Origin of the sequence: Pseudomonas jessenii (genome assembly GCF_002236115.1) — a bacterium.
In the GTDB taxonomy this organism is placed as follows: Bacteria; Pseudomonadota; Gammaproteobacteria; order Pseudomonadales; family Pseudomonadaceae; genus Aquipseudomonas; species Aquipseudomonas jessenii.
In genome coordinates this window covers 49,363-71,775 of the sequence record NZ_NIWT01000004.1, presented here as the reverse complement: position 1 = coordinate 71,775, position 22,413 = coordinate 49,363, and the positions used below count along the sequence as shown (strand labels likewise).

20 protein-coding genes are annotated in these 22,413 nt (G+C 59.0%); 5 read left to right on the top strand and 15 right to left on the bottom strand.

The window, feature by feature from the left end; translation table 11 throughout:
- Positions 1–8: 8 nt before the first annotated feature.
- Together ftsH and rlmE are read right to left on the bottom strand one after the other, a co-directional pair.
- A complete protein-coding gene (gene ftsH, locus PSJE_RS13430; protein WP_057716478.1) occupies positions 9–1,919 on the bottom strand; it encodes an ATP-dependent zinc metalloprotease FtsH in 1,911 nt (636 codons plus the stop codon).
- A gap of 199 nt (positions 1,920–2,118) precedes the next feature.
- A complete protein-coding gene (rlmE, locus tag PSJE_RS13425) occupies positions 2,119–2,751 on the bottom strand; it encodes a 23S rRNA (uridine(2552)-2'-O)-methyltransferase RlmE (protein ID WP_057716479.1) in 633 nt (210 codons plus the stop codon).
- 105 nt (positions 2,752–2,856) lie between these two features.
- Here rlmE and PSJE_RS13420 point away from each other — a divergent pair, with 105 nt between their 5' ends.
- Positions 2,857–3,165: a YhbY family RNA-binding protein gene (locus tag PSJE_RS13420; RefSeq protein ID WP_007942889.1), complete on the top strand. Its 309-nt coding sequence runs from the start codon at positions 2,857–2,859 to the stop codon at positions 3,163–3,165.
- A gap of 9 nt (positions 3,166–3,174) precedes the next feature.
- Here PSJE_RS13420 and PSJE_RS13415 read toward each other — a convergent pair whose 3' ends face one another.
- The 8 genes from PSJE_RS13415 to grpE form a co-directional block, all read right to left on the bottom strand.
- Complete coding sequence (locus tag PSJE_RS13415; RefSeq protein ID WP_090457736.1) at positions 3,175–3,579, bottom strand: MFS transporter; 405 nt, start codon at positions 3,577–3,579, stop codon at positions 3,175–3,177.
- A gap of 28 nt (positions 3,580–3,607) precedes the next feature.
- Positions 3,608–4,084: a transcription elongation factor GreA gene (greA, locus tag PSJE_RS13410; RefSeq protein WP_057716674.1), complete on the bottom strand. Its 477-nt coding sequence runs from the start codon at positions 4,082–4,084 to the stop codon at positions 3,608–3,610.
- 2 nt (positions 4,085–4,086) lie between these two features.
- Positions 4,087–7,308, bottom strand: coding sequence for a carbamoyl-phosphate synthase large subunit (gene carB / locus PSJE_RS13405; protein WP_007988688.1), 3,222 nt, complete (start codon positions 7,306–7,308; stop codon positions 4,087–4,089).
- 116 nt (positions 7,309–7,424) lie between these two features.
- Entirely contained in the window at positions 7,425–8,561 is a 1,137-nt protein-coding gene (gene carA, locus PSJE_RS13400) for a glutamine-hydrolyzing carbamoyl-phosphate synthase small subunit (RefSeq protein WP_090453031.1), read from the bottom strand.
- 259 nt (positions 8,562–8,820) lie between these two features.
- Positions 8,821–9,624, bottom strand: a complete 804-nt coding sequence (dapB, locus tag PSJE_RS13395) for a 4-hydroxy-tetrahydrodipicolinate reductase (RefSeq protein ID WP_057716481.1) — start codon at positions 9,622–9,624, stop codon at positions 8,821–8,823.
- Between the two features lie 10 nt (positions 9,625–9,634).
- Complete coding sequence (dnaJ, locus tag PSJE_RS13390) at positions 9,635–10,759, bottom strand: molecular chaperone DnaJ (RefSeq protein WP_057716482.1); 1,125 nt, start codon at positions 10,757–10,759, stop codon at positions 9,635–9,637.
- A gap of 295 nt (positions 10,760–11,054) precedes the next feature.
- Positions 11,055–13,007 carry a molecular chaperone DnaK gene (gene dnaK / locus PSJE_RS13385; protein WP_224795452.1) on the bottom strand — a complete coding sequence of 651 codons (1,953 nt, stop codon included), beginning with the start codon at positions 13,005–13,007 and terminating at the stop codon, positions 11,055–11,057.
- Between the two features lie 65 nt (positions 13,008–13,072).
- Positions 13,073–13,639 carry a nucleotide exchange factor GrpE gene (grpE, locus tag PSJE_RS13380; protein WP_015093431.1) on the bottom strand — a complete coding sequence of 189 codons (567 nt, stop codon included), beginning with the start codon at positions 13,637–13,639 and terminating at the stop codon, positions 13,073–13,075.
- 240 nt (positions 13,640–13,879) lie between these two features.
- Here grpE and recN point away from each other — a divergent pair, with 240 nt between their 5' ends.
- The gene (recN, locus tag PSJE_RS13375) at positions 13,880–15,553 is read left to right on the top strand and encodes a DNA repair protein RecN (RefSeq protein ID WP_090453029.1); all 1,674 of its coding nucleotides are present in this window, start codon (positions 13,880–13,882) and stop codon (positions 15,551–15,553) included.
- A 76-nt stretch (positions 15,554–15,629) separates the two neighbouring features.
- On the opposite strand, the gene fur is transcribed toward recN, so the two are convergent.
- The gene (gene fur, locus PSJE_RS13370; protein ID WP_003197684.1) at positions 15,630–16,034 is read right to left on the bottom strand and encodes a ferric iron uptake transcriptional regulator; all 405 of its coding nucleotides are present in this window, start codon (positions 16,032–16,034) and stop codon (positions 15,630–15,632) included.
- Between the two features lie 97 nt (positions 16,035–16,131).
- On the opposite strand from fur, the gene PSJE_RS13365 reads away from it, so the two are divergent.
- Positions 16,132–16,659 carry an outer membrane protein assembly factor BamE gene (locus PSJE_RS13365; protein ID WP_090453027.1) on the top strand — a complete coding sequence of 176 codons (528 nt, stop codon included), beginning with the start codon at positions 16,132–16,134 and terminating at the stop codon, positions 16,657–16,659.
- A 61-nt stretch (positions 16,660–16,720) separates the two neighbouring features.
- Here the strand turns inward: PSJE_RS13365 and PSJE_RS13360 are convergent, their stop codons facing one another.
- The 3 genes from PSJE_RS13360 to PSJE_RS13350 are packed head-to-tail and all read right to left on the bottom strand — an operon-like array spanning position 16,721 to position 18,873.
- Complete coding sequence (locus tag PSJE_RS13360; protein WP_057716486.1) at positions 16,721–17,035, bottom strand: RnfH family protein; 315 nt, start codon at positions 17,033–17,035, stop codon at positions 16,721–16,723.
- Positions 17,028–17,462 carry a type II toxin-antitoxin system RatA family toxin gene (locus tag PSJE_RS13355; RefSeq protein ID WP_057716487.1) on the bottom strand — a complete coding sequence of 145 codons (435 nt, stop codon included), beginning with the start codon at positions 17,460–17,462 and terminating at the stop codon, positions 17,028–17,030. Before PSJE_RS13355 ends, PSJE_RS13360 begins: the two co-directional genes overlap by 8 nt.
- A 7-nt stretch (positions 17,463–17,469) precedes the next feature.
- A complete protein-coding gene (locus tag PSJE_RS13350) occupies positions 17,470–18,873 on the bottom strand; it encodes a sodium-dependent transporter (protein WP_090453025.1) in 1,404 nt (467 codons plus the stop codon).
- 118 nt (positions 18,874–18,991) lie between these two features.
- Here PSJE_RS13350 and smpB point away from each other — a divergent pair, with 118 nt between their 5' ends.
- Complete coding sequence (gene smpB / locus PSJE_RS13345) at positions 18,992–19,474, top strand: SsrA-binding protein SmpB (RefSeq protein ID WP_008057382.1); 483 nt, start codon at positions 18,992–18,994, stop codon at positions 19,472–19,474.
- A 115-nt stretch (positions 19,475–19,589) separates the two neighbouring features.
- On the opposite strand, the gene PSJE_RS13340 is transcribed toward smpB, so the two are convergent.
- Positions 19,590–20,357, bottom strand: a complete 768-nt coding sequence (locus tag PSJE_RS13340; protein ID WP_090453023.1) for a GntR family transcriptional regulator — start codon at positions 20,355–20,357, stop codon at positions 19,590–19,592.
- A 261-nt stretch (positions 20,358–20,618) separates the two neighbouring features.
- Between PSJE_RS13340 and PSJE_RS13335 the strand changes: the two genes are divergently transcribed.
- The gene (locus tag PSJE_RS13335) at positions 20,619–22,313 is read left to right on the top strand and encodes a lactate permease LctP family transporter (protein WP_090453021.1); all 1,695 of its coding nucleotides are present in this window, start codon (positions 20,619–20,621) and stop codon (positions 22,311–22,313) included.
- Positions 22,314–22,413 lie beyond the last annotated feature (100 nt).

Here is a 22,413-nt window from a genome sequence, read left to right as displayed (position 1 = left end):
TTAAAACCTTATACGTCAGCAGCAGGACCGCCGATCGGTGTTTCCGGACGCTCATCCTGCACCACCGGAGGGGTGCCGGAAGTACCCGTACCACCCGACCAGTCGCGCGGCTCGCGAGGCGTACGACCCGCCATGATGTCGTCGATCTGCTCGGCATCGATCGTTTCGTACTTCATCAAGGCATCGGCCATCGCATCGAGCTTGTCACGGTTGTCCGTGAGAATCTGCTTCGCCGTGCCATAGCACTGATCGATGATGCTGCGCACTTCGGAATCGATCAGCTTGGCTGTCTCACCAGAGAAGCTTGCACTCTGACCGCCACCGCCGCGACCGAGGAACACTTCACCCTCTTCTTCGGCGTACATCAACGGACCGAGCTTTTCCGAAAGACCCCACTTGGTCACCATGTTCCGCGCAATCTGGCTGGCGCGCATGATGTCGTTGGAGGCACCGGTGGTCACGCCATCGAAGCCCAGGGTCATTTCTTCAGCGATACGACCGCCGTACAGCGAGCAGATCTGGCTGATCAACGCACGCTTGGACAGGCTGTAACGATCTTCTTCCGGCAGGAACATGGTCACACCCAGCGCACGACCGCGCGGGATGATCGACACCTTGTACACCGGATCATGCTCAGGCACGACACGACCTACAATGGCGTGACCCGCTTCGTGATAAGCCGTGTTCTGCTTTTCTTTCTCGGACATGACCATGGATTTGCGCTCGGCGCCCATCATGATCTTGTCTTTCGCCAGTTCGAATTCTTTCATCTCGACGATGCGCTTGCCGGCACGGGCAGCGAACAACGATGCCTCGTTGACCAGGTTCGCCAGGTCAGCACCGGAGAAGCCTGGAGTACCACGAGCGATCACAGCCGGGGCAACGTCGTCGCCCATCGGCACTTTGCGCATGTGAACCTTGAGAATCTGTTCGCGACCACGGATGTCCGGCAGACCAACTACAACCTGACGGTCGAAACGGCCCGGACGCAGCAGTGCAGGGTCCAGAACATCGGGACGGTTGGTCGCGGCAATCACGATGATGCCGTCATTCATCTCAAAGCCGTCCATCTCAACCAGCAATTGGTTGAGCGTCTGCTCGCGCTCGTCGTGACCACCACCCATGCCAGCACCACGATGGCGACCGACCGCATCGATTTCGTCGATGAAGATGATGCATGGAGCGTGTTTCTTGGCCTGCTCGAACATGTCGCGAACACGGCTGGCACCCACGCCGACGAACATTTCGACGAAGTCGGAGCCGGAAATGGTGAAGAACGGTACTTTGGCTTCGCCGGCGATGGCCTTGGCGATCAAGGTTTTACCGGTACCCGGAGGACCCACCATCAGCACACCGCGAGGAATGCGGCCACCGAGGCGCTGGAATTTGCCCGGATCGCGCAGGAACTCGACCAGTTCACCGACTTCTTCCTTGGCTTCGTCGCAACCGGCAACGTCAGCCAGGGTCGTCTTCACCTGATCTTCGGAGAGCAGGCGCGCCTTGCTTTTGCCGAAGCTCATCGGCCCGCCCTTGCCACCGGCACCGCCCTGCATCTGCCGCATGAAGAACATGAACACGGCGATGATCACGAGGATCGGGAAGCTGGCAACCAGAAGCTGAGTCCAGATGCTTTGCTGTTCAGGCTGCTTGCCTTCGACCACGACGTGGTTATCCACCAGGTCGCCGATCAGGCCGTTGTCCTGGATCGCCGGGCGAATGGTCTTGAAGCTGTCGCCATCGTTGCGCTTGCCGGTAATCACGTAGCCATCAACCGCTACGCGCTCGACCTTGCCATCCTTGACCTGCTGGATGAAGTCGGAATAGTTGAGGGTCTGCGGCTCGTTAGGGCTGGAGAAGTTGTTCATCACCGTCACCAGGACAGCCGCGATGATCAACCACAGGATCAGATTCTTTGCCATATCGTTCAATTAACTACCCTCTGAAGCAAGCTCCGCTACTGGCGCGCGCTTCGCATGATATTCACCGGCCTAACTTACTACATTACCTACAACTTGGCAGGCGCCGTCTGTAACCCTTTGTGAAACACTTCCTACACAATATTCGCTAATTCTGACAAGGCGTAATACAAAAATCCTATCGCCTTGATCGAAAATTCACTCAACTCTCACTGCGTCCGCGGAAACCACGGCCCAGCAGGTACTGCTCGCGAGAACGGTCGCGCGACGAAGTCGGCTTGCGCATCTGCACCTTCTCGAACTGCTGGCGAACGCTCTTGTGGAACTCGTCGAAACCTTCGCCCTGGAAGATCTTGATCAAAAAATCACCACCGGGCTTGAGCACCCGAGTCGAAAGATCCAGTGCCAACTCGCACAAGAACATCGCTCGCGGCATGTCCACGGCCGGTAGTCCACTCATATTGGGGGCCATATCGGAAATCACAAGGTCTACTTCCTTATTTCCGACGGCATCGAGGATCTGGGCCAGCACGGCATCCTCGGTAAAGTCGCCCTGAATGAAGGTCACGTCCGGGATGCTGTCCATTTCCAGAATGTCAGAAGCGATCAATGTCCCCTGCCCACCAATCAGACGACTGGTCACCTGGGACCAGCCACCAGGGGCCGCTCCAAGGTCGATTACGCTCATGCCCGGGCGGATCAGACGGTCCTTTTCCTGGATCTCCAGCAGTTTGTAGCTGGCGCGGGAACGATACCCGTCTTTTTGCGCCATTTTGACGAATGGGTCGTTGAAATGTTCTTTCAGCCAGTTAAGGCTTGTCTTGGAACGGGCCACGGGCCACCTCGAAAATAAAACGGGTCGTGATTAACTGGGCGGTCCCGGACTCGCTCGGGTAAACTGGCCGCCGCTTTTTACAAGATCAGACGCAGGGGTCAGATTATGCCGCTCACTCAAGAGCAGAAGAAACAGTACAAATCCATTGGCCACCATCTGAAACCGGTTCTGATTGTGGCAGACAATGGTTTGACTGAAGGTGTGTTAGCCGAACTCGAACGCGCATTGGCGGATCACGAGCTGATCAAGATCAAGCTCAACATCCTCGATCGCGAATCGCGCCTGGCGTCCATTGCAGAGCTCTGCAAGGTCGGCAAAGCGGATCTGGTCCAGGTCATCGGCAAGATGGCACTGATCTACCGCAAGAACTTCAGCGTCAACAAGCAGCTGTCGAACGTCCATCGCTTCAAGTGATGGCAAGGGTCAAGGGTGTGCTTCGCGCACCCTGCCACTCCATCCCGGCATCGGCTGCAACACCAGCACCAGCCCGGTAAAGCCCAGAACAAGATAGCTGAACGCCTGCCAACGCACGGCATCCGGCCAGCCGAAACGCACCACGAAGTACATCGCGCACGCATACAGCGCCATCAACAGCAGTTGCCCGCGAATATCGCGCCATAGACTGACAAGGCCCTCGGCCTTAACCAGCACCAAAGCCTGCAATATCACACACGCCGTAGCGAATCCCACTACCAGCGTATTGAGCATGCCTGCGATTTCATCGATCAGCAGCGGTGCCAGGCCAATTCGTCCCAGCACCGGCAAAAGACCGACGTGCAACAACCACAAGCCGCCGACCCACAACATCTGGGTCAGCTGCCAAAGCATGACGCCCGCACGAAACGGGCGCCGGCCTTCAGACGTGGCGAACTTCGACAATCTCGTACTCGATAACGCCACCAGGCGTTTTGACTGCAACCACATCACCCTCTTCCTTGGCAATCAAGGCGCGGGCAATCGGCGAGCCGACAGAGATCTTGCCGAGCTTGATGTCAGCCTCATCCTCACCAACGATCTGGTAAGTCACGCTTTCATCGGTTTCGACGTTGGCGATTTCGACGGTTGTGCCGAAAATCACCTTGCCACTGTGAGGAATGGTCGTCACATCGATGATCACCGCGTTCTGCATGCGGCCTTCGATATCACGGATCCGCGCCTCGACCATACCTTGCTGCTCACGGGCAGCGTGGTATTCGGCGTTTTCCTTCAAGTCACCCAACTCGCGGGCCGTACCGATGTCCTGGCTAAGCTTCGGACGAACGACCTTGGTCAGGTGAGTGTGCTCTTCTTCCAGGGCGCGTGCGCCCTGAACGGTCATCGGGTACTTCGTTATGCTCATGCCTTCAATCCTGCGTGTAGATCCTGCAAGCGGCGCACGGTCTTCTCGGGACCGAACTTCAGCGCTTCACAGATGGCTTCGCCAGCAGCAATGGTGGTGGTGCAGTAAATCTTGTGCTGCAAGGCATTACGACGAATGGAGTACGAATCAGCGATCGACTGACGACCTTCGGTGGTGTTGATGATCAGCGTGACTTCGTCATTCTTGATCATGTCGACCACGTGCGGACGACCCTCGGTCACCTTGTTCACACGGCGCACTTTCAGACCTGCAGCCTCGATCAGCTTGGCAGTACCGGCAGTGGCGACCACTTCGAAGCCCAAGTTGATCAGATCACGGGCCACGCCCGCAACCAGTGGCTTGTCGTCGTCACGTACGCTGATGAACGCAGTACCGCCGGTCGGCAACACTTCGCTGGCACCCATCTGGGCCTTGGCGAACGCTTCACCGAAGGTGTCGCCCACACCCATCACTTCACCAGTCGACTTCATCTCTGGGCCGAGGATCGGGTCAACGCCTGGGAATTTGGCGAACGGGAACACTGCCTCTTTCACACTGTAGAAGTTCGGGATGATTTCCTTGGTGAAACCCAGTTCTTTCAGGGTTTTACCGGCCATCACACGCGCTGCGATCATCGCCAGGGAAACGCCGATGCACTTGGACACGAACGGTACGGTACGGGAAGCGCGCGGGTTGACTTCGATGACGTAGATGTCCTCGCCTTGCAGCGCCAACTGTACGTTCATCAGGCCGACCACACCCAGTTCCAGGGCCATTTTCTTGACCTGTTCGCGCATTTCGTCCTGGATGTGCGCCGGCAGCGAGTACGGCGGCAGCGAGCATGCGGAGTCACCGGAGTGAACGCCAGCCTGCTCGATGTGCTGCATGATCGCGCCGATCACCACGTCCTTGCCGTCGCAGACTGCATCCACGTCCATTTCGATCGCGCAATTGAGGAAGTGGTCCAGCAGCACCGGGCTGTCGTTGGACACTTGAACCGCTTCGCGCAGGTAGCGCTTGAGTTCTTCTTCTTCGTAGACGATTTCCATCGCACGACCGCCCAGTACATAGGACGGACGCACCACCAGCGGGTAACCGATCTTGGCGGCGGCACGAATCGCTTCGTCTTCGCTGCGCACGGTGGCGTTTGGCGGCTGACGCAGGTTCAGGCGCTGAACCATCTGCTGGAAGCGCTCACGGTCTTCAGCGCGGTCGATTGCATCAGGGCTGGTGCCGATGATCGGCACGCCAGCAGCTTCCAGGGCACGAGCCAGTTTCAGCGGGGTCTGGCCGCCGTACTGGACGATCACGCCTTTTGGCTTCTCGACGCGGACGATTTCCAGCACGTCTTCCAGGGTCACTGGTTCGAAGTACAGGCGATCGGAGGTGTCGTAGTCGGTGGATACGGTTTCCGGGTTGCAGTTGACCATGATGGTCTCGTACCCGTCATCGCGCAGGGCCAGTGCCGCGTGTACGCAGCAGTAGTCGAACTCGATGCCCTGGCCGATACGGTTCGGACCGCCACCCAGGATCATGATCTTGTCGCGACCCGATGGCGCCGCTTCGCACTCTTCTTCGTACGTCGAGTACAGGTAAGCGGTGTCGGTGGCGAACTCAGCGGCGCAGGTGTCGACGCGCTTGTAGACCGGGAAGATTTCCAGCTTGTGACGATGAGCACGCAGGCTCTTCTCGGTCACGCCCAGCAGTTTGGCCAGGCGCATATCGGAAAAGCCTTTGCGCTTGAGGCGGAACATCAGATCGCGGTCGATGCTGGTCAGACCCAGGGTCTTGACCTTCTCTTCGTCCTTGATCAGGTCTTCCATCTGTACCAGGAACCAAGGATCGATCATGGTCATGCCGAAGATGTCTTCAACACTCATGCCGGCGCGCATGGCGTCCGCCACGTACCAGATACGCTCGGCGCCCGGCACGGTCAGCTCGCGCTTGAGCACGCTCATGCTTTCCGGGTTGGCCAGATCAACCTTCTCGTCCAGACCGCAAACACCGACTTCCAGGCCGCGCAGGGCTTTCTGCAGGGACTCCTGGAAGGTCCGGCCGATGGCCATGACTTCACCGACCGACTTCATCTGAGTGGTCAGGCGCGCGTCAGCCTTGGAGAACTTCTCGAAGGCAAAGCGTGGCAGCTTGGTGACGACGTAGTCGATGGACGGCTCGAAGGACGCCGGGGTCTTGCCGCCGGTGATGTCGTTCGACAGCTCGTCGAGGGTGTAACCCACGGCCAGCTTGGCCGCAACCTTGGCGATCGGGAAGCCGGTGGCTTTCGAAGCCAAGGCCGACGAACGGGATACACGCGGGTTCATCTCGATCACGACCATGCGGCCAGTGTTCGGGCAGATACCGAACTGAACGTTGGAGCCGCCGGTTTCCACGCCGATCTCGCGCAGTACCGCCAGGGAGGCGTTACGCAGGATCTGGTATTCCTTGTCAGTCAGGGTCTGTGCAGGTGCCACGGTGATCGAGTCACCGGTGTGCACGCCCATCGGGTCGAAGTTTTCGATGGAGCAGACGATGATGCAGTTGTCCTTCTTATCGCGGACAACCTCCATCTCGTACTCTTTCCAACCGATCAGCGATTCGTCGATCAGCAGTTCCTTGGTCGGCGACAGGTCCAGACCACGGGCGCAGATTTCTTCGAACTCTTCACGGTTGTAAGCGATACCGCCACCGGTGCCGCCCATGGTGAAGGACGGACGGATGATGCACGGGAAGCCGAGCTTCTCGAGGACCGCATTGGCCTCTTCCATGCTGTGGGCGATACCGGAACGCGGGCACGCCAGGCCGATGGACTTCATCGCCTTGTCGAAACGCGAACGGTCTTCAGCCTTGTCGATGGTGTCGGCGTTGGCACCGATCATCTCTACGCCGAACTTTTCCAGAACGCCTTCGCGCTCCAGGTCCAGGGCGCAGTTCAGAGCAGTCTGGCCGCCCATGGTCGGCAGCAGCGCGTCCGGACGCTCTTTTTCGATGATCTTGGCAACGGTCTGCCACTTGATCGGCTCGATGTAGGTGGCGTCGGCCATGGCCGGGTCGGTCATGATGGTGGCCGGGTTGGAGTTCACCAGGATGACGCGGTAGCCCTCCTCGCGCAGGGCTTTACAGGCCTGGGCGCCGGAGTAGTCGAATTCGCAGGCCTGGCCGATCACGATCGGGCCAGCGCCGAGAATCAGGATGCTTTTAATGTCTGTACGTTTTGGCATGGGTTTGTCACTCAAATCCGCAGGTCAGTCGGCAAGCCGTCTTGTTCAATCTGAAGCCTTGAGGGGGCCGCCGGTATCGGGACCACCCTCAAGCCTTGCTACATCAGGGCGAGCGATCAGCGTCGCTTGGCCATCTCGGTGATGAAGCGATCGAACAATGGCGCTACGTCGTTCGGGCCAGGGCTGGCTTCCGGGTGACCCTGGAAGCTGAAGGCGCTCTTGTCGGTACGCTCGATACCTTGCAGGGTGCCGTCGAACAGCGATTTGTGGATCGCGCGAACGTTGGCCGGCAGGGTCGCTTCGTCTACGGCAAAACCGTGGTTCTGGCTGGTGATCATCACCACACCGCTGTCCAGGTCCTGGACGGGGTGGTTAGCACCGTGGTGGCCATGACCCATTTTCAGGGTCTTGGCGCCGGAGGCCAGGGCCAGCAGTTGGTGACCGAGGCAGATACCGAAGACCGGAATTTCGGTTTCCAGCACGTCCTGGATCGCCTGGATCGCGTAGTCGCAAGGCTCCGGGTCACCAGGGCCGTTGGACAGGAATACGCCGTCCGGCTTCAGCGCCAGCACATCGGCAGCAGGTGTTTGCGCAGGCACGACGGTCACGCGGCAACCGCGCTCGACCAGCATGCGCAGGATGTTCACCTTGACGCCGTAGTCGTAGGCAACCACGTGGTACGGCAACTCGGAAGCTTCGATGGTCGCGTGGCTGTCGGTTTTCAGATCCCAGACAGTCGAGCGCCACTCGTAGCTTTCCTTGGTGCTGACGACTTTCGCCAGGTCCATGCCCTTGAGGCCAGGGAAAGCCTGGGCGGCGGCAATGGCGGCAGCTTCGGAAATGTTGTCACCAGCCATGATGCAGCCGTTCTGCGCGCCTTTTTCACGCAGGATGCGCGTCAGGCGGCGGGTGTCGATACCGGCGATGGCCACAACATTGTTGGCCTTCAGGTAGTCGGACAGGGACATCGTGTTACGCCAGTTGCTCGCCACCAGTGGCAGGTCACGGATGACCAGGCCGGCAGACCAGACGCGGTTGGACTCGGCGTCTTCCGGCGTGGTGCCGGTGTTGCCGATGTGCGGGTAAGTCAGGGTAACAATCTGTTGGGCGTAGGAAGGATCGGTAAGGATTTCCTGATAGCCGGTCATTGCGGTGTTGAACACCACCTCACCAACGGTTTGACCGTCGGCTCCAATGGCTTCGCCGCGAAAAATGCTGCCATCAGCAAGGGCGAGTATGGCTGGCTTAGTCAAGAAGACCTCCCGTAAATAAAGCCTGAAAGGGCGATCGCAGGTTGTAAAAAAGCGGAGTGACGTATGGACACGTCACCCCGCTTCTTCACTGAATTATTCTGCGCGCTTTTAGTGGACACACTAAAGCTGTAGCTTACAGAAAAAGGCCTTTTTGGTCTACCGCCAATGAGCCTTAAAGGCTGGAGAATGCGACAGGACGTCGCTTGGCGGAACAAAACCGGGCTCAAACGCTGTGCGCGAGCCCGATTTCGGGTGCATCTTAACGCAGATCGAGCACGTCTTGCATGTCGTAAAGGCCAGGCTCGCGCCCGTCCAGCCACAATGCGGCACGCACCGCACCCTTGGCGAACGTCATGCGACTGGACGCCTTGTGGGTGATCTCGACGCGCTCGCCGTCGGCGGCGAACAGCACGGTGTGATCACCGACGATGTCGCCAGCGCGCACAGTGGCGAAACCAATGGTCTCGCGATCACGAGCGCCGGTCTGGCCCTCACGGCCATACACCGCCACCTTTTTCAGATCGCGACCCAACGCATCGGCAATCACCTCTCCCATGCGCACGGCAGTGCCGGACGGCGCATCGACTTTATGCCGATGGTGAGCTTCGGTGATTTCGATATCGACATCGTCGCCCAATACGCGAGCGGCCGTGTCGAGCAACTTCAGGCACAGGTTGACCCCGACACTGAAGTTGGCCGCGAAGACAATCGGAATGTCCTTGCCCGCTTCCGCCAGCAACTGCTTTTCTTCAACGCTGAAACCGGTGGTACCGATGATCATGGCCTTGCCGTGTTTACGGCAGAAAGCCAGGTTCTTCAGGGTCACCGTCGGGTGCGTGAAGTCGATCAGCACGTCGAACTCGTCGACCACCCGATCCAGATCACCGGACAGAGGCACGCCGATACGACCCAGCGCAGCCAACTCACCGGCATCCGCGCCGACCAACGTGCTGTCGGGACGATCCACCGCCGCCGTCAGACCGGCGCCCGGGGTTTGCTGCACGGCTTCAATCAGGGTCTTGCCCATGCGCCCGGCGGCGCCCATCACTGCAATACGTCGCATGCCTGTCTCCTTACAAATCGCCGAAGAAGCGCTTCACGCCTTCGAACCAACCGGTGGTTTTTGGCGAATGGCTGTTGTCATCCGCCAGCGAACTACGGAATTCCTCGAGCATTTCACGCTGGCGACGGCTCAGGTTGACCGGAGTCTCGACCGCCACGCGGCACATCAAGTCGCCAGCACCACCGCCACGCACTGGCGCGACACCCTTGCCACGCACTCGGAACTGCTTGCCGGTCTGGGTCCCCTCAGGGATCTTCAGCTTGACCCGACCATCAAGGGTCGGAATCTCCAGCTCGCCACCCAGCGCCGCATCGACGAAGCTGATCGGCACTTCGCAGAACAGGTGCTTGCCATCGCGCTGGAAAATCGAGTGCTCGCGCACATTGATCACCACGTACAGGTCGCCAGTCGGGCCACCCTGGGCACCCGCCTCGCCTTCGCCGGACAGACGAATGCGATCACCGGTATCGACACCGGCCGGCACCTTCACCGACAGGGTCTTGTACTCTTCGACACGACCTTCGCCGTGGCAGGAATCGCACGGATCGGAAATGATCTTGCCTTGGCCATGGCAGCGCGGGCAGGTCTGCTGCACCGAGAAGAAACCTTGCTGCATGCGCACCTGGCCGATACCGCCGCAAGTCGGGCAGGTCACCGGCGCAGAACCTTTCTTGGCGCCGGAGCCATCGCAAGGCTTGCAGTTGACCAGCGTCGGAACGCGGATATTCACGGTCGTACCGCGCACCGCCTCTTCGAGATCCAGCTCCAGGGTGTAGCGCAAGTCACTGCCGCGCTGAGCACCGCCACGGGAACCGCCGCGACCGCCACCGAAGAAGTCACTGAAGACATCACCAAAGATGTCGGAGAAGTTCTGACCGCCGAAACCGGCACCGCCGCCACCCATGCTCGGGTCGACACCGGCATGGCCGTACTGGTCGTACGCCGCGCGCTTGCTGGAGTCGGACAGCACTTCGTAGGCCTCGTTGGCCTCCTTGAACATCTCTTCCGACGCCTTGTCATCGGGATTACGGTCCGGGTGGTGCTTCATCGCCAGGCGACGGTAAGCCTTCTTCAGGTCCGCTTCGCTTGAGCCACGCTCAACACCCAACACTTCGTAATAGTCACGCTTTGCCATAAGTCTTTGCACTCTTGAGGACGTCCGACAAAACCCTCCTGAGTTTGCCGAACTCGTTGAGCCCCAATACAGGCCCGGACCCAACTCACGTCAATTCAACGATCCTGGTCTTTGATTCTTGCGGTACTTGCGGCACGAAAAGCAGGAGCATTTCCGGCCATACCACCAGCACGTGAACGTTGTCGCATGCTGTAAAAATTCGCGCATTCCAGATACGCCAACGCGGGAGCAAGCTCCCGCGCGGCGACATCCTACCAGTCACCGCCTAAAGGCAGTCAACCGGCCGACCAACAACTTACTTGTGGTCTTTGACTTCTTCGAACTCGGCGTCGACAACGTCGTCAGCCTTTTCCGCCTTGTCGTCGTGCGGTGCCGCGCCTTCAGCAGGCTGAGCCTGTTCGGCGTACATCTTCTGCGCCACTGGAGCGGAGACTTTCGACAGCTCTTCAACCTTGGCGTCGATAGCAGCCTTGTCGTCGCCTTTAACGGCGGCTTCCAGGGCAACTACGGCAGCTTCGATTGCAGTCTTCTCTTCAGCGGTCACTTTATCGCCGGCGTCGGAGACCATTTTGCGAGTCGAGTGAACCAGTGCATCACCCTGGTTACGGGCAGCGGCCAGCTCTTCGAACTTGCGATCTTCCTCGGCGTTAGCCTCGGCATCACGCACCATGCGCTCGATTTCTTCGTCGGACAGACCGGAGTTGGCCTTGATCACGATCGACTGAGTCTTGCCGGTAGCCTTGTCCTTCGCACCTACGTGCAGGATGCCGTTGGCGTCGATGTCGAAGGTCACTTCGATCTGCGGCACGCCACGTGGAGCTGGTGGAATGTCAGCCAGGTCGAACTTGCCCAGGGACTTGTTCTGTGCGGCTTGCTTACGCTCGCCTTGCAGCACGTGAATGGTCACGGCGCCCTGGTTGTCGTCGGCAGTCGAGAACACTTGCGATTTCTTGGTAGGAATCGTGGTGTTTTTCTCGATCAGCGCGGTCATCACGCCACCCATGGTTTCGATACCCAGGGTCAGCGGGCTGACGTCGAGCAGCAGAACGTCCTTCACGTCACCGGCCAGTACCGCACCCTGGATGGCAGCACCCATGGCAACCGCTTCGTCCGGGTTGACGTCTTTACGAGCTTCTTTACCGAAGAACTCGGTTACCAGCTTCTGAACCAGTGGCATACGGGTCTGACCGCCCACCAGGATCACGTCGTTGATCGCGCCAACGTCGATACCGGCATCTTTCATTGCGATGCGGCAAGGTTCGATGGTGCGCTGAACCAGGTCTTCCACCAGCGCTTCGAGCTTGGCGCGGGAGATCTTCACGTTCAGGTGCTTAGGACCGGTGGCGTCTGCAGTGATGTACGGCAGGTTCACGTCGGTCGACTGGCTCGAGGACAGTTCGATCTTGGCTTTTTCAGCAGCTTCTTTCAGGCGCTGCATGGCCAGCGGGTCGCCCTTGAGGTTCATGCCGCTTTCTTTCTTGAATTCGTCGACGAGGTAGTCGATCAGACGAATGTCAAAGTCTTCACCGCCCAGGAACGTGTCACCGTTGGTGGCCAGTACTTCGAACTGGTGCTCGCCATCGACTTCAGCGATCTCGATCACGGAAACGTCGAAAGTACCGCCGCCCAGGTCGTAAACGATCACGGTGTGATCGCCCTTGGCCTTGTCCATACCGTAAGCCAGAGCAGCTGCGGTTGGTTCGTTGATGATACGTTTTACGTCCAGGCCAGCGATGCGGCCGGCGTCTTTGGTCGCCTGGCGCTGGCTGTCGTTGAAGTAGGCCGGAACGGTGATCACTGCTTCAGTCACGGTCTCGCCGAGATAGTCTTCGGCGGTCTTCTTCATCTTCTTCAGGATTTCAGCCGAGATTTGTGGCGGCGCCATTTTCTGGCCGTTCACTTCAACCCAGGCGTCGCTGTTGTCAGCCTTGACGATCTTGTAAGGGACCATCTGAATGTCTTTCTGCACGACTTCTTCGTCGAAACGACGACCGATCAGACGCTTCACCGCATACAGGGTGTTGTGCGGATTGGTCACGGCCTGACGCTTGGCCGACTGGCCAACCAGGATTTCGCCATCGTTGGCGTAAGCGATGATCGACGGCGTGGTACGCGCGCCTTCAGCGTTTTCAATAACTTTTGCCTTGCCGTTTTCCAGCACGGAGACGCAGGAGTTGGTAGTCCCCAGGTCGATACCGATAATTTTGCCCATGTTCACTCTCCCGAAACTTTGATTTGGTTGCCGCAGCAGTGGTGGCTAACTGCGGTAGCACTTAAACGCTTGACTTATAAATGGGGGCCTTGCGGCGGATTTCAAGCCTGCTCGTCAATCGAAGGCGAAACCGGCGCAGGCGCCTTGCTGACCACGACCATCGCCGGGCGCAACAGGCGACCATTGAGCTGATAGCCCTTCTGGAACACCTTCAGAACGCTGTTCGGCTCGACATCTGCGCTTTCCTGCATGGCCATTGCCTGATGCTGAACGGCGTTGAACGGTTCGCCATGCGGATCGATCGCTTCAAGCTGATAACGCTTGAGAGTGTCGTGGAACATTTTCAGGGTCAGCTCGATGCCTTCGCGCATCGGACGGATGCTTTCGTCGTCCGGGCTGGACAGTTCCAGGCCACGCTCCAGGCTGTCGACGATCGGCAGCAGGTCGCCGGCGAATTTTTCCAGCGCGAACTTGTGAGCCTTCTCCACATCCTGCTCGGCGCGACGGCGGACGTTCTGCAGATCGGCGGCTACACGCAAAGCCTGATCCTGAGCGCCTGCCAGTTGCTCTTCGAGCACTTGTACACGAGCCGCCAGGTCATCACCCGAAGCCTCGGGCGCCTGGTTGGCGTCTGGGTTTTGCGTATCCACTGTCTGTTCGTCAGCCATAGATTTCTCCTTTCAATTTCGTCCGCGAGCTCAACTCGCGCGTCTGCCCAGCTATATGGGGCCGCAAAATCCGGCTTCAAGGGGGGCCGACGATTAACCCTACAAAAAACAACTGCTTTGTCATTCCCGGTCGCGATAAGGCTTTCGTCGGTCCGAGCGAATCGAGCTAACGAGGGGCATTGTCAGCCCGAAACAAAACACTGTATAAATAACCAGACCTAACACCTGGGAGCGGCCCATATGCTGGTGCACCTGTCCGTACACAACTACGCCATCGTTGAACATCTCGATCTCGAACTCGATCGCGGGATGAGCGTGATCACCGGAGAAACCGGCGCGGGCAAGTCGATCATGCTCGACGCGCTGGGCCTTACCCTGGGTGATCGCGCCGACAGCGGCGTGGTCCGCCCCGGCGCCGACAAGGCCGATATCCTGGCCACCTTCGATCTGGTCGACATTCCGGAAGCCAGCGCCTGGCTGGCCGAACGCGACCTCGAAAACGACGGCCCGTGCATCCTGCGCCGGGTCATCACATCCGAAGGGCGTTCGCGCGGCTACATCAACGGCACGCCCTGCCCGCTTGGCGACCTCAAGGCGCTGGGCGAGCTGCTGATCGACATTCACAGCCAGCACGAACACCAATCCCTGCTCAAGACCGATACTCACCGCCGCCTGCTCGATGAATATGCCGGCGCGACCGACCTTGCCCGCCAGGTTCAGCTCGCCGCCCAGCGTTGGCGCCAGACCCGCCAGGAACTGGAGCGACTCTCCAACTCCGGCGATGAGCAACGCGCCCGCCATCAGTTGCTCAGCTATCAACTCGAAGAACTGGAAAACCTTGGCCTTGGCGACAACGAGCTGGAGCAGCTCGAGCAGGAGCACAAGAACCTGACAAACGCAGAGACCTTGCTCGGGATCTGCCGGCAAGTCGTCGAGCAATGCAGTGAAAGTGATTCCGGGAATGTACTGAACGCCCTGACCGCCAGCCTCAACCGCCTGTCGAGCGTGAACAGCTCGATCGGTGCGCTGGGCGAAGCCAGCAGCCTGTTGACCAGTGCACAGATCCAAGTTGAAGAGGCCGTGGGTGAACTGAACCGCTTCCTCGACAACTTCGACGCCGATCCATCGCGCCTTCAATACCTTGAAGAGCGCCTCGACGCGATCTACACCCTGGCGCGCAAACACCGCATCCAGCCGACCGAAGTTGCCGAGATGCAGCAGAAACTGCTGGATGAAATCGAAACCCTCAACGCCAACGACGAATCCATCGAGAGACTGAGCGACGAACTGTCTTCATACGCTCGCCATTATCAGGAAAAGGCTCGCGAACTGAGCGATCTGCGTCATCAAGCCTCGAACAGCCTGGCCAGCGCCGTGGAACAGGAGATCCAGCGCCTGGGCATGCCTGGCGGGCGCTTCACCATCGAGTTACGCCCAAACAGTAGCGACGAGCTACTCCCTAACGGACTTGAACAGGTTGAACTACTGGTCAGCGCCAACCCGGGCCAACCATTGAAAGCCTTGGCAAAAGTTGCATCCGGAGGCGAGCTGTCACGGATCAGCCTGGCGATCCAGGTGATCACCGCGCAGACATCTCGCGTTCCCACTCTAGTGTTCGACGAAGTGGACGTTGGTATCGGTGGTCCGACTGCGGAAATCGTCGGCCAGCTGTTGCGTCGCCTCGGCGAGCGCGGGCAGGTACTGACCGTGACCCACTTGCCGCAAGTGGCAGCGCAAGGCCATCAACATCTATTTGTGCATAAAGTGCGCGGCGAAGATGCCACCCGCACGGCCGTTTCCAGATTGAGCAAAAACGACCGCATCGAAGAAGTCGCACGGATGCTGGGCGGCATCGACCTCACCAAGGAATCCCTGGCGCATGCAAAAAAAATGGTGGTGGCCGCAAAAGCTTGAATAAAGGCAGAAAGCACGAAGGCGACCCTGGGGTCGCCTTCGTTCGTTTCGCGAACTGAATGTTCGCGCGACATGCTTACTTTTTCTTGCGCACGTACAGCACCAGATTGTGATCAACCATCTCGAAGCCATACTTGTCGACGATTGCTTTCTGAAGCCGCTCGATTTCTTCGTCGAAGAATTCGATCACTTCGCTGGTTTCGACGTTGACCATATGGTCGTGATGCTTTCCGTCGTCCAGTTCGAAGACTGCATGGCCTCCGTCGAAGTTGTGCCGCACCACAAGGCCAGCTGCCTCGAACTGAGTCAGAACACGGTAAACCGTGGCCAGACCGACGTCCTCACCAGCCTCCATAAGGGCCTTGTAGACATCCTCGGCACTCATGTGGCGCTGCTCGGCGGAATCGAGCATTTGCAGAATTTTGACCCGTGGAAGGGTCACTTTGAGGCCGGCTTTGCGTAGTTCGCTATTTTCAACCATGGTCAGCTTTCTCGCGATGCTGCTTCGCAGCTTCTCTTAATGCGGGTATGATCGGCGTTTACGTTGTCCCAGCCAAGATAGTGGAAGTCGCCCACCGATGCAAAACACCAAGCTCTTGCTAACCAGTTTCACCTTTGTGGGACTGCTCGCACTCGCCGGTTGTTCATTCCCCGGGGTTTACAAAATCGACATCCAGCAGGGCAATGTCGTCACGCAGGACATGATAGACCAGTTACGCCCGGGAATGACCCGTAAGCAAGTACGGTTTATCATGGGCAACCCTCTGCTGACTGACACGTTCCATGCCGATCGCTGGGATTATCTGTACAGCCTGCAACCGGGTGGCGGTGAACGCCAACAGGAACGCATTAGCGTTATCTTCAACCCAAATGATCAGCTTGTCAGCCTCTCCGGTGATTTCATGCCAGGCGTGAGCCGTGACGAAGCCATTCTCGGCAAGGACAGCGGCACGACAGTGGCTGCCCCGACAGAAAACGTCGAGAAGCCAAAACCGGAAAAACCGGTCAAGCCAGGTTCGTTGCTGGATCAGATCCAGAAGGACGTCGATGGCGTAGAAACCGTTCCGGTCCCGACGCCGGAGCCACTGGACACCTCGCCGCAATAATTTGCGACGCAATAAAAAGCCCGGCATGCCCGGGCTTTTTATTGTCTGGCGCTCAAGCCACTCACTGATTCCGCGCTTTGGCCTCGGCAGCTTTCGCCGCGCGCAGTCGGCGCACCTCTTTCGGATCGGCCAGCAACGGGCGGTAAATCTCGATGCGATCCCCGGCCTGGACTACCCGACTCCCCGGGTCAGCGACCACCTTGCCGAAGATCCCCACAGGGCAATGGGTCAGATCCAGCTCCGGAAACTCTTCAGCCACGGCCGACCTGAGCAAGGCCGCCCGCACGGTCGTTCCGACAGGTACTGCCACTGTCAGCAGCACCTGACGGTCTACGGCCGCGTAGACCACCTCGACTTCGATCATGACCTCAACCATGTATCTGCTTGGCGCGCTGGCAGAACGCATCCACCAAAGTGTTGGCCGCCTGATTGAACAGCGGCCCCAAGGTGGCGCGAACCAGCGGCCCGGCATAATCGAATGACAGATCGAGGCTGATCTTGCAGGCTTTGTCGGTCAGCGCCTTGAATACCCAGATGCCATGCAATTGGGTGAAAGGACCCTCTTCGAGGTTCATTTCGATCGACTGCCCCGGAATCAACGTGTTGCGCGTCACGAAATGCTGACTGAGGCCACCCTTCGCCACGCCGACACTCGCCCGCATATGCTCAGGTGAGCTCTCCAGGACTTCGGCGGACGAGCACCACGGCAGAAACTCCGGATAGCGCGCCACGTCGTTGACCAGGTCATACAGCGCTTGCGCCGGGTACGGCAGCAAGGCCGAACGTGAAATGTGTGTCGTCATGTCAGCGTCACTTCCACAGCTGGGCGGCAAACACTACGAGAATGCCGATGGGCGCCACATAGCGCATCAAGAACAAGGACAGGCCAAACAGCGCAGGGTTACGGATCGACAACTCGTCGCGCACCGCCTCACGCCCCATGATCCAACCCGCAAACACCACGAAACACAAACCGCCAAGCGGCAGCATGAGTCGCGAGGTGAAGAAATCGATCACGCCAAAGAAGTCGAGGCCACCGGTCGCTCCCCATTGGTAGAGGTGGAACATCCCGCCTTCGTTCACGAAGAACTTGGCCTCCTTCCAGATATTGAAGGAGAACACCGTACCCAGGCCGACAAACCAGCAGCTGAACGCCAGCCAGAAGGTGACCCAGGCACGACTCACTTTAGTGCGCTCGACCAGGTAGGCCACCATCGGTTCCAGCAGGGAAATCGCCGAACTCCAGGCAGCGACCGCCACCAGCACGAAGAACACAACACCCATCAATTGCCCGAACGCTACGTTACCGAAGGCAAACGGCAGGCTGACGAACATCAGCCCCGGCCCTTCGCTCGGATTCAGGCCCGCCGCGAAAACAATCGGAAACAACGCCAGGCCGGCCACCAGGGAAACGAAGGTGTCGAGCAGCGCCACGCCGACAACCGTCCCTGAAATCGATGAGTTCTTCGGCATGTACGCACCGTAGATCATGATCGAGCCAACGCCCACGCTCAGGGAAAAGAACGCATGCCCCATCGCGGGCAACAAGCCGTCCATGACCTTTTCCGGGTGGAAGTCGAACATGAAATGCACGCCTTCCATGAAATGACCGGTGGTCATGCTGTAGCCCAGCAGCACGAGGATCATCACGAACAACAACGGCATCATGATGCGCAAACTGCGTTCAAGCCCGGCAACCACGCCCTTGGCGATCACCACCGCTGACAACAGCATGAAAATCGTGTGCCAAAGTGTCAGGCGCCAGGGATCGGCGATCACATTGCCGAAGTAAGCCCCCACTTGATCAGGCGTCGCGCCCTGGAAGTCGCCACGCCCCATGTCGATGATGTAGTCCAGCGACCAGCCGCCAACCACACTGTAGAACGACAGGATCAGCAATGCCGTGATCATCCCGGCAAACGCGCCCCAGGACCATTTGGCCGAGTGCCCCGCCTCGACCGCCAGCATCTTCAAGGCATTGGCCGGACTCTGCCGGGCACGCCGACCGATCAGGGTTTCCGCCAGCATGACCGGCACGCCGATCAATGCGATACAGGCCAGGAACATCAGCACGAAGGCGCCGCCGCCATAGACGCCGACCATGTACGGGAATTTCCAGATACTACCCAGCCCCACGGCCGAACCGGTCGCGGCGAGTATGAAGACCCAGCGGCTAGCCCAACTGCCGTGGACAGAAACCTTGTCTGTCGACATCGTTATCACGCCCAAGCGTTCAAAAAAGAGGCCGCATTGTCCGGGATTCAATCAACCTGCTCAAGCACGTAGCAACACCGTAGCCGACTCGCGTGCAACTCCCTATAATGCCGCCCCTATGGCTAAACAGAAGAAACACCCAACAGGGACCATCGCGCAAAACAAAAAGGCGCGACACGATTACTTCATCGAACATCGTTTCGAGGCTGGTCTGGTCCTGGCCGGCTGGGAAGTAAAAAGTCTGCGGGCAAGCAAACTGCAGCTGGTTGACAGCTACGTACTGCTCAAGGATGGCGAAGCCTGGCTGCTCGGCAGCCACATTACGCCCCTGACGACCGCCAGTACCCACGTCATTGCCGATCCGGTGCGCACCCGTAAATTGCTGCTCAACCGGCGCGAGCTGGAAAAGCTGGCCGCGGCCGTGCAGCAAAAGGGTTACGCCTGCGTATGCCTGTCCTGGTACTGGAGCAAGCACATGGTCAAGTGCGAGATCGCTCTGGGCAAGGGCAAGAAGGAATACGACAAGCGCGATACCGAGCGCGAACGCGACGCCGGTCGCGAGTTGCAGCGTGCGGTGCGCAACAAGGGCAAGGAAGACTGACTCTTTCGCCTTGAGGCCCCTTCGCGGGCAAGCCCGCTCCCACAGGGTTTCGGTGTACCTGTGGGAGCGAGCTTGCCCGCGAAAGCAATCTCACAAACGATATGGAACCGACTGGCTACATCCCCTTGCGCCGTTCCGCCCGGGCCACGCGCTGCACTTCCTGACGCACCTCCTCCAGTACCTCCTGCACATACAGAATGTGTCGACTGGAAACCTCCCGCGCCTGCTCCGCCCGCCCTTCGATAATCGCCTGATACAACTCTCGATGCTGCGTGATCAGCATGTCGCGGGTTTCAGTGCGCTGCTTGTACATGCCACCGATGTTGGTCACCACGTTGCGCTTGAGCAGGTCGAACAGCCCGCGAATGGTGTGAAGCAGCACAGCATTGTGGCTGGCCTCGGCGATCGCCAGGTGAAAGCTTGCGTCCGCCGCACCCTCTTCGGCACGACTCACCTCTTCGTGACGCGAATAGCAGTCCTGTAACTCGTTGAATGCCGCGGTCAGTCGTTCGCGATCCACATCAGTGGCACGCAACGCCGCGTAGTAGGCGCAAGACGCTTCCAGCGTATGCCGAAACTCCAGCAGATCGCGCTGTGCCTCGGGGTTGCTTTCCAGCAGCTGCAACAAGGGATCGCTGAAGGTGCTACCCAGCGACTCCACCACATAGTTGCCGCCGCCCTGGCGACTGACCAGCAGGCCTTTGGCGGTCAGCTTCTGAATGGCTTCGCGCAACGAAGGGCGTGACACGCCAAATTGTTCGGCCAACGCACGTTCGGCCGGCAAGCGCTCACCCGCTCTCAGCGTGCCCTCGAGGATCATGCCCTCAAGCTGCTCGACAATATCGTCAGACAAACGGCGCTGACGAATCTGATCAAACCCCATAACTCGATTACTCCACGATCCGACGGCTCGCCGGGGCTCTATTCTGGCCTATCGGCGCCGCGCCAGCACCTGCCACAACGCATTTGGTCTTACCAGGCAGGCGACCTGCGGACTTTGCATTCGACAAAAGTTTTAGGGCGGCAAATTGACACACCGCCTACAAGGCTTTTACCCTAGCCAACAGCGATTGTAAATTGGTCTTACCAATTATCCAAGAACGCTGATCAGTGCCTGACCAACAACAATTAGGGGCCACCCCATATGCAAACCTGGCAACAGCTCTATACCCCGCTTGGCAGCCTCGGCTTGTCCGCACTCGCCGCCGTCATCCCCATCGTATTTTTCTTCCTGGCTTTGGCCGTGTTCCGCCTCAAAGGACATGTGGCCGGCAGCATCACCCTGGCTTTATCGATCCTGGTGGCGATCTTCGCCTTCCAGATGCCGGTCGATATGGCGTTCGCCGCCGCCGGGTATGGCTTCGCTTATGGCCTGTGGCCGATCGCCTGGATCATCGTGGCAGCGGTGTTCCTCTACAAACTGACGGTCAAGAGCGGGCAGTTTGAAGTCATCCGCAGTTCGGTTCTGTCGATCACCGATGACCAGCGCCTGCAGGTTCTGCTGATCGGTTTCTGCTTCGGCGCCTTCCTCGAAGGTGCAGCCGGTTTTGGCGCACCCGTGGCGATTACCGCTGCGCTACTGGTAGGACTTGGCTTCAACCCGCTGTACGCCGCCGGCCTGTGCCTGATCGCCAACACCGCGCCGGTGGCCTTCGGCGCCCTGGGCATTCCGATCATCGTTGCCGGGCAAGTGACCGGTATCGACGCGTTCAAGATCGGCGCCATGACCGGCCGCCAACTGCCGTTGCTGTCGCTGTTCGTGCCGTTCTGGCTGGTGTTCATGATGGACGGCCTGCGCGGCGTGCGGGAAACGTGGCCGGCAGCGCTGGTGGCCGGCTTGAGCTTTGCCGTCACCCAGTACTTCACCTCGAACTTCATCGGCCCGGAACTGCCGGACATCACCTCGGCCCTGGCCAGCCTGATTTCCCTGACCCTGTTCCTGAAAGTCTGGCAACCAAAACGCGCCGCCGGCCAACACATCGTCGGCGCTGTCTCGGCCTCAGTGGTAAGCGCCAGCGTCGGTGGTTTCGGCCAGAAGCGCACCACCGTGGCTTCGCCCTACAGCCTTGGGGAAATCTTCAAGGCATGGTCGCCGTTCCTGATCCTGACCGTACTGGTTACCATCTGGACCCTGAAGCCGTTCAAGGCGATGTTCGCCGCCGGCGGCTCGATGTACAGCTTCGTATTCAACTTCGCCATCCCGCACCTGGACCAGATGGTGATCAAGGTCGCACCGATCGTAGTCGCGCCAACCGCCCTTCCGGCAGTGTTCAAACTGGACCCGATTTCCGCCACCGGCACGGCGATTTTCTTCTCGGCCCTGATCTCGATGCTGGTGCTGAAGATCAATATCAAAACTGGTCTGACCACTTTTAAAGAGACCTTCTACGAACTGCGCTGGCCAATCCTGTCCATCGGCATGGTGCTGGCGTTTGCCTTCGTCACCAACTACTCGGGCATGTCTTCGACCATGGCCCTGGTGTTGGCGGGCACCGGTGCAGCGTTCCCGTTCTTCTCGCCGTTCCTCGGCTGGCTGGGCGTGTTCCTCACCGGTTCCGATACCTCGTCCAACGCGCTGTTCAGTTCGCTGCAAGCGACCACTGCGCACCAGATCGGCGTCAACGACACCTTGCTGGTGGCGGCGAACACCAGTGGTGGCGTGACCGGCAAAATGATCTCGCCACAATCGATCGCCGTGGCCTGCGCCGCGACCGGCTTGGTGGGTAAAGAATCGGATCTGTTCCGCTTCACCCTCAAGCACAGCCTATTCTTTGCAACGATTGTCGGCTTGATCACGTTGGCCCAGGCCTACTGGTTCACCGGCATGCTGGTGCAATAAGGGCTACAAGCAACACGATAAAAACCGACGCCGGGCCACGCCCCCGGCGTCCGCTATTCACACCCCGGTCTGTAAGGCTGCTGAAAGCTACCGGCTCTAT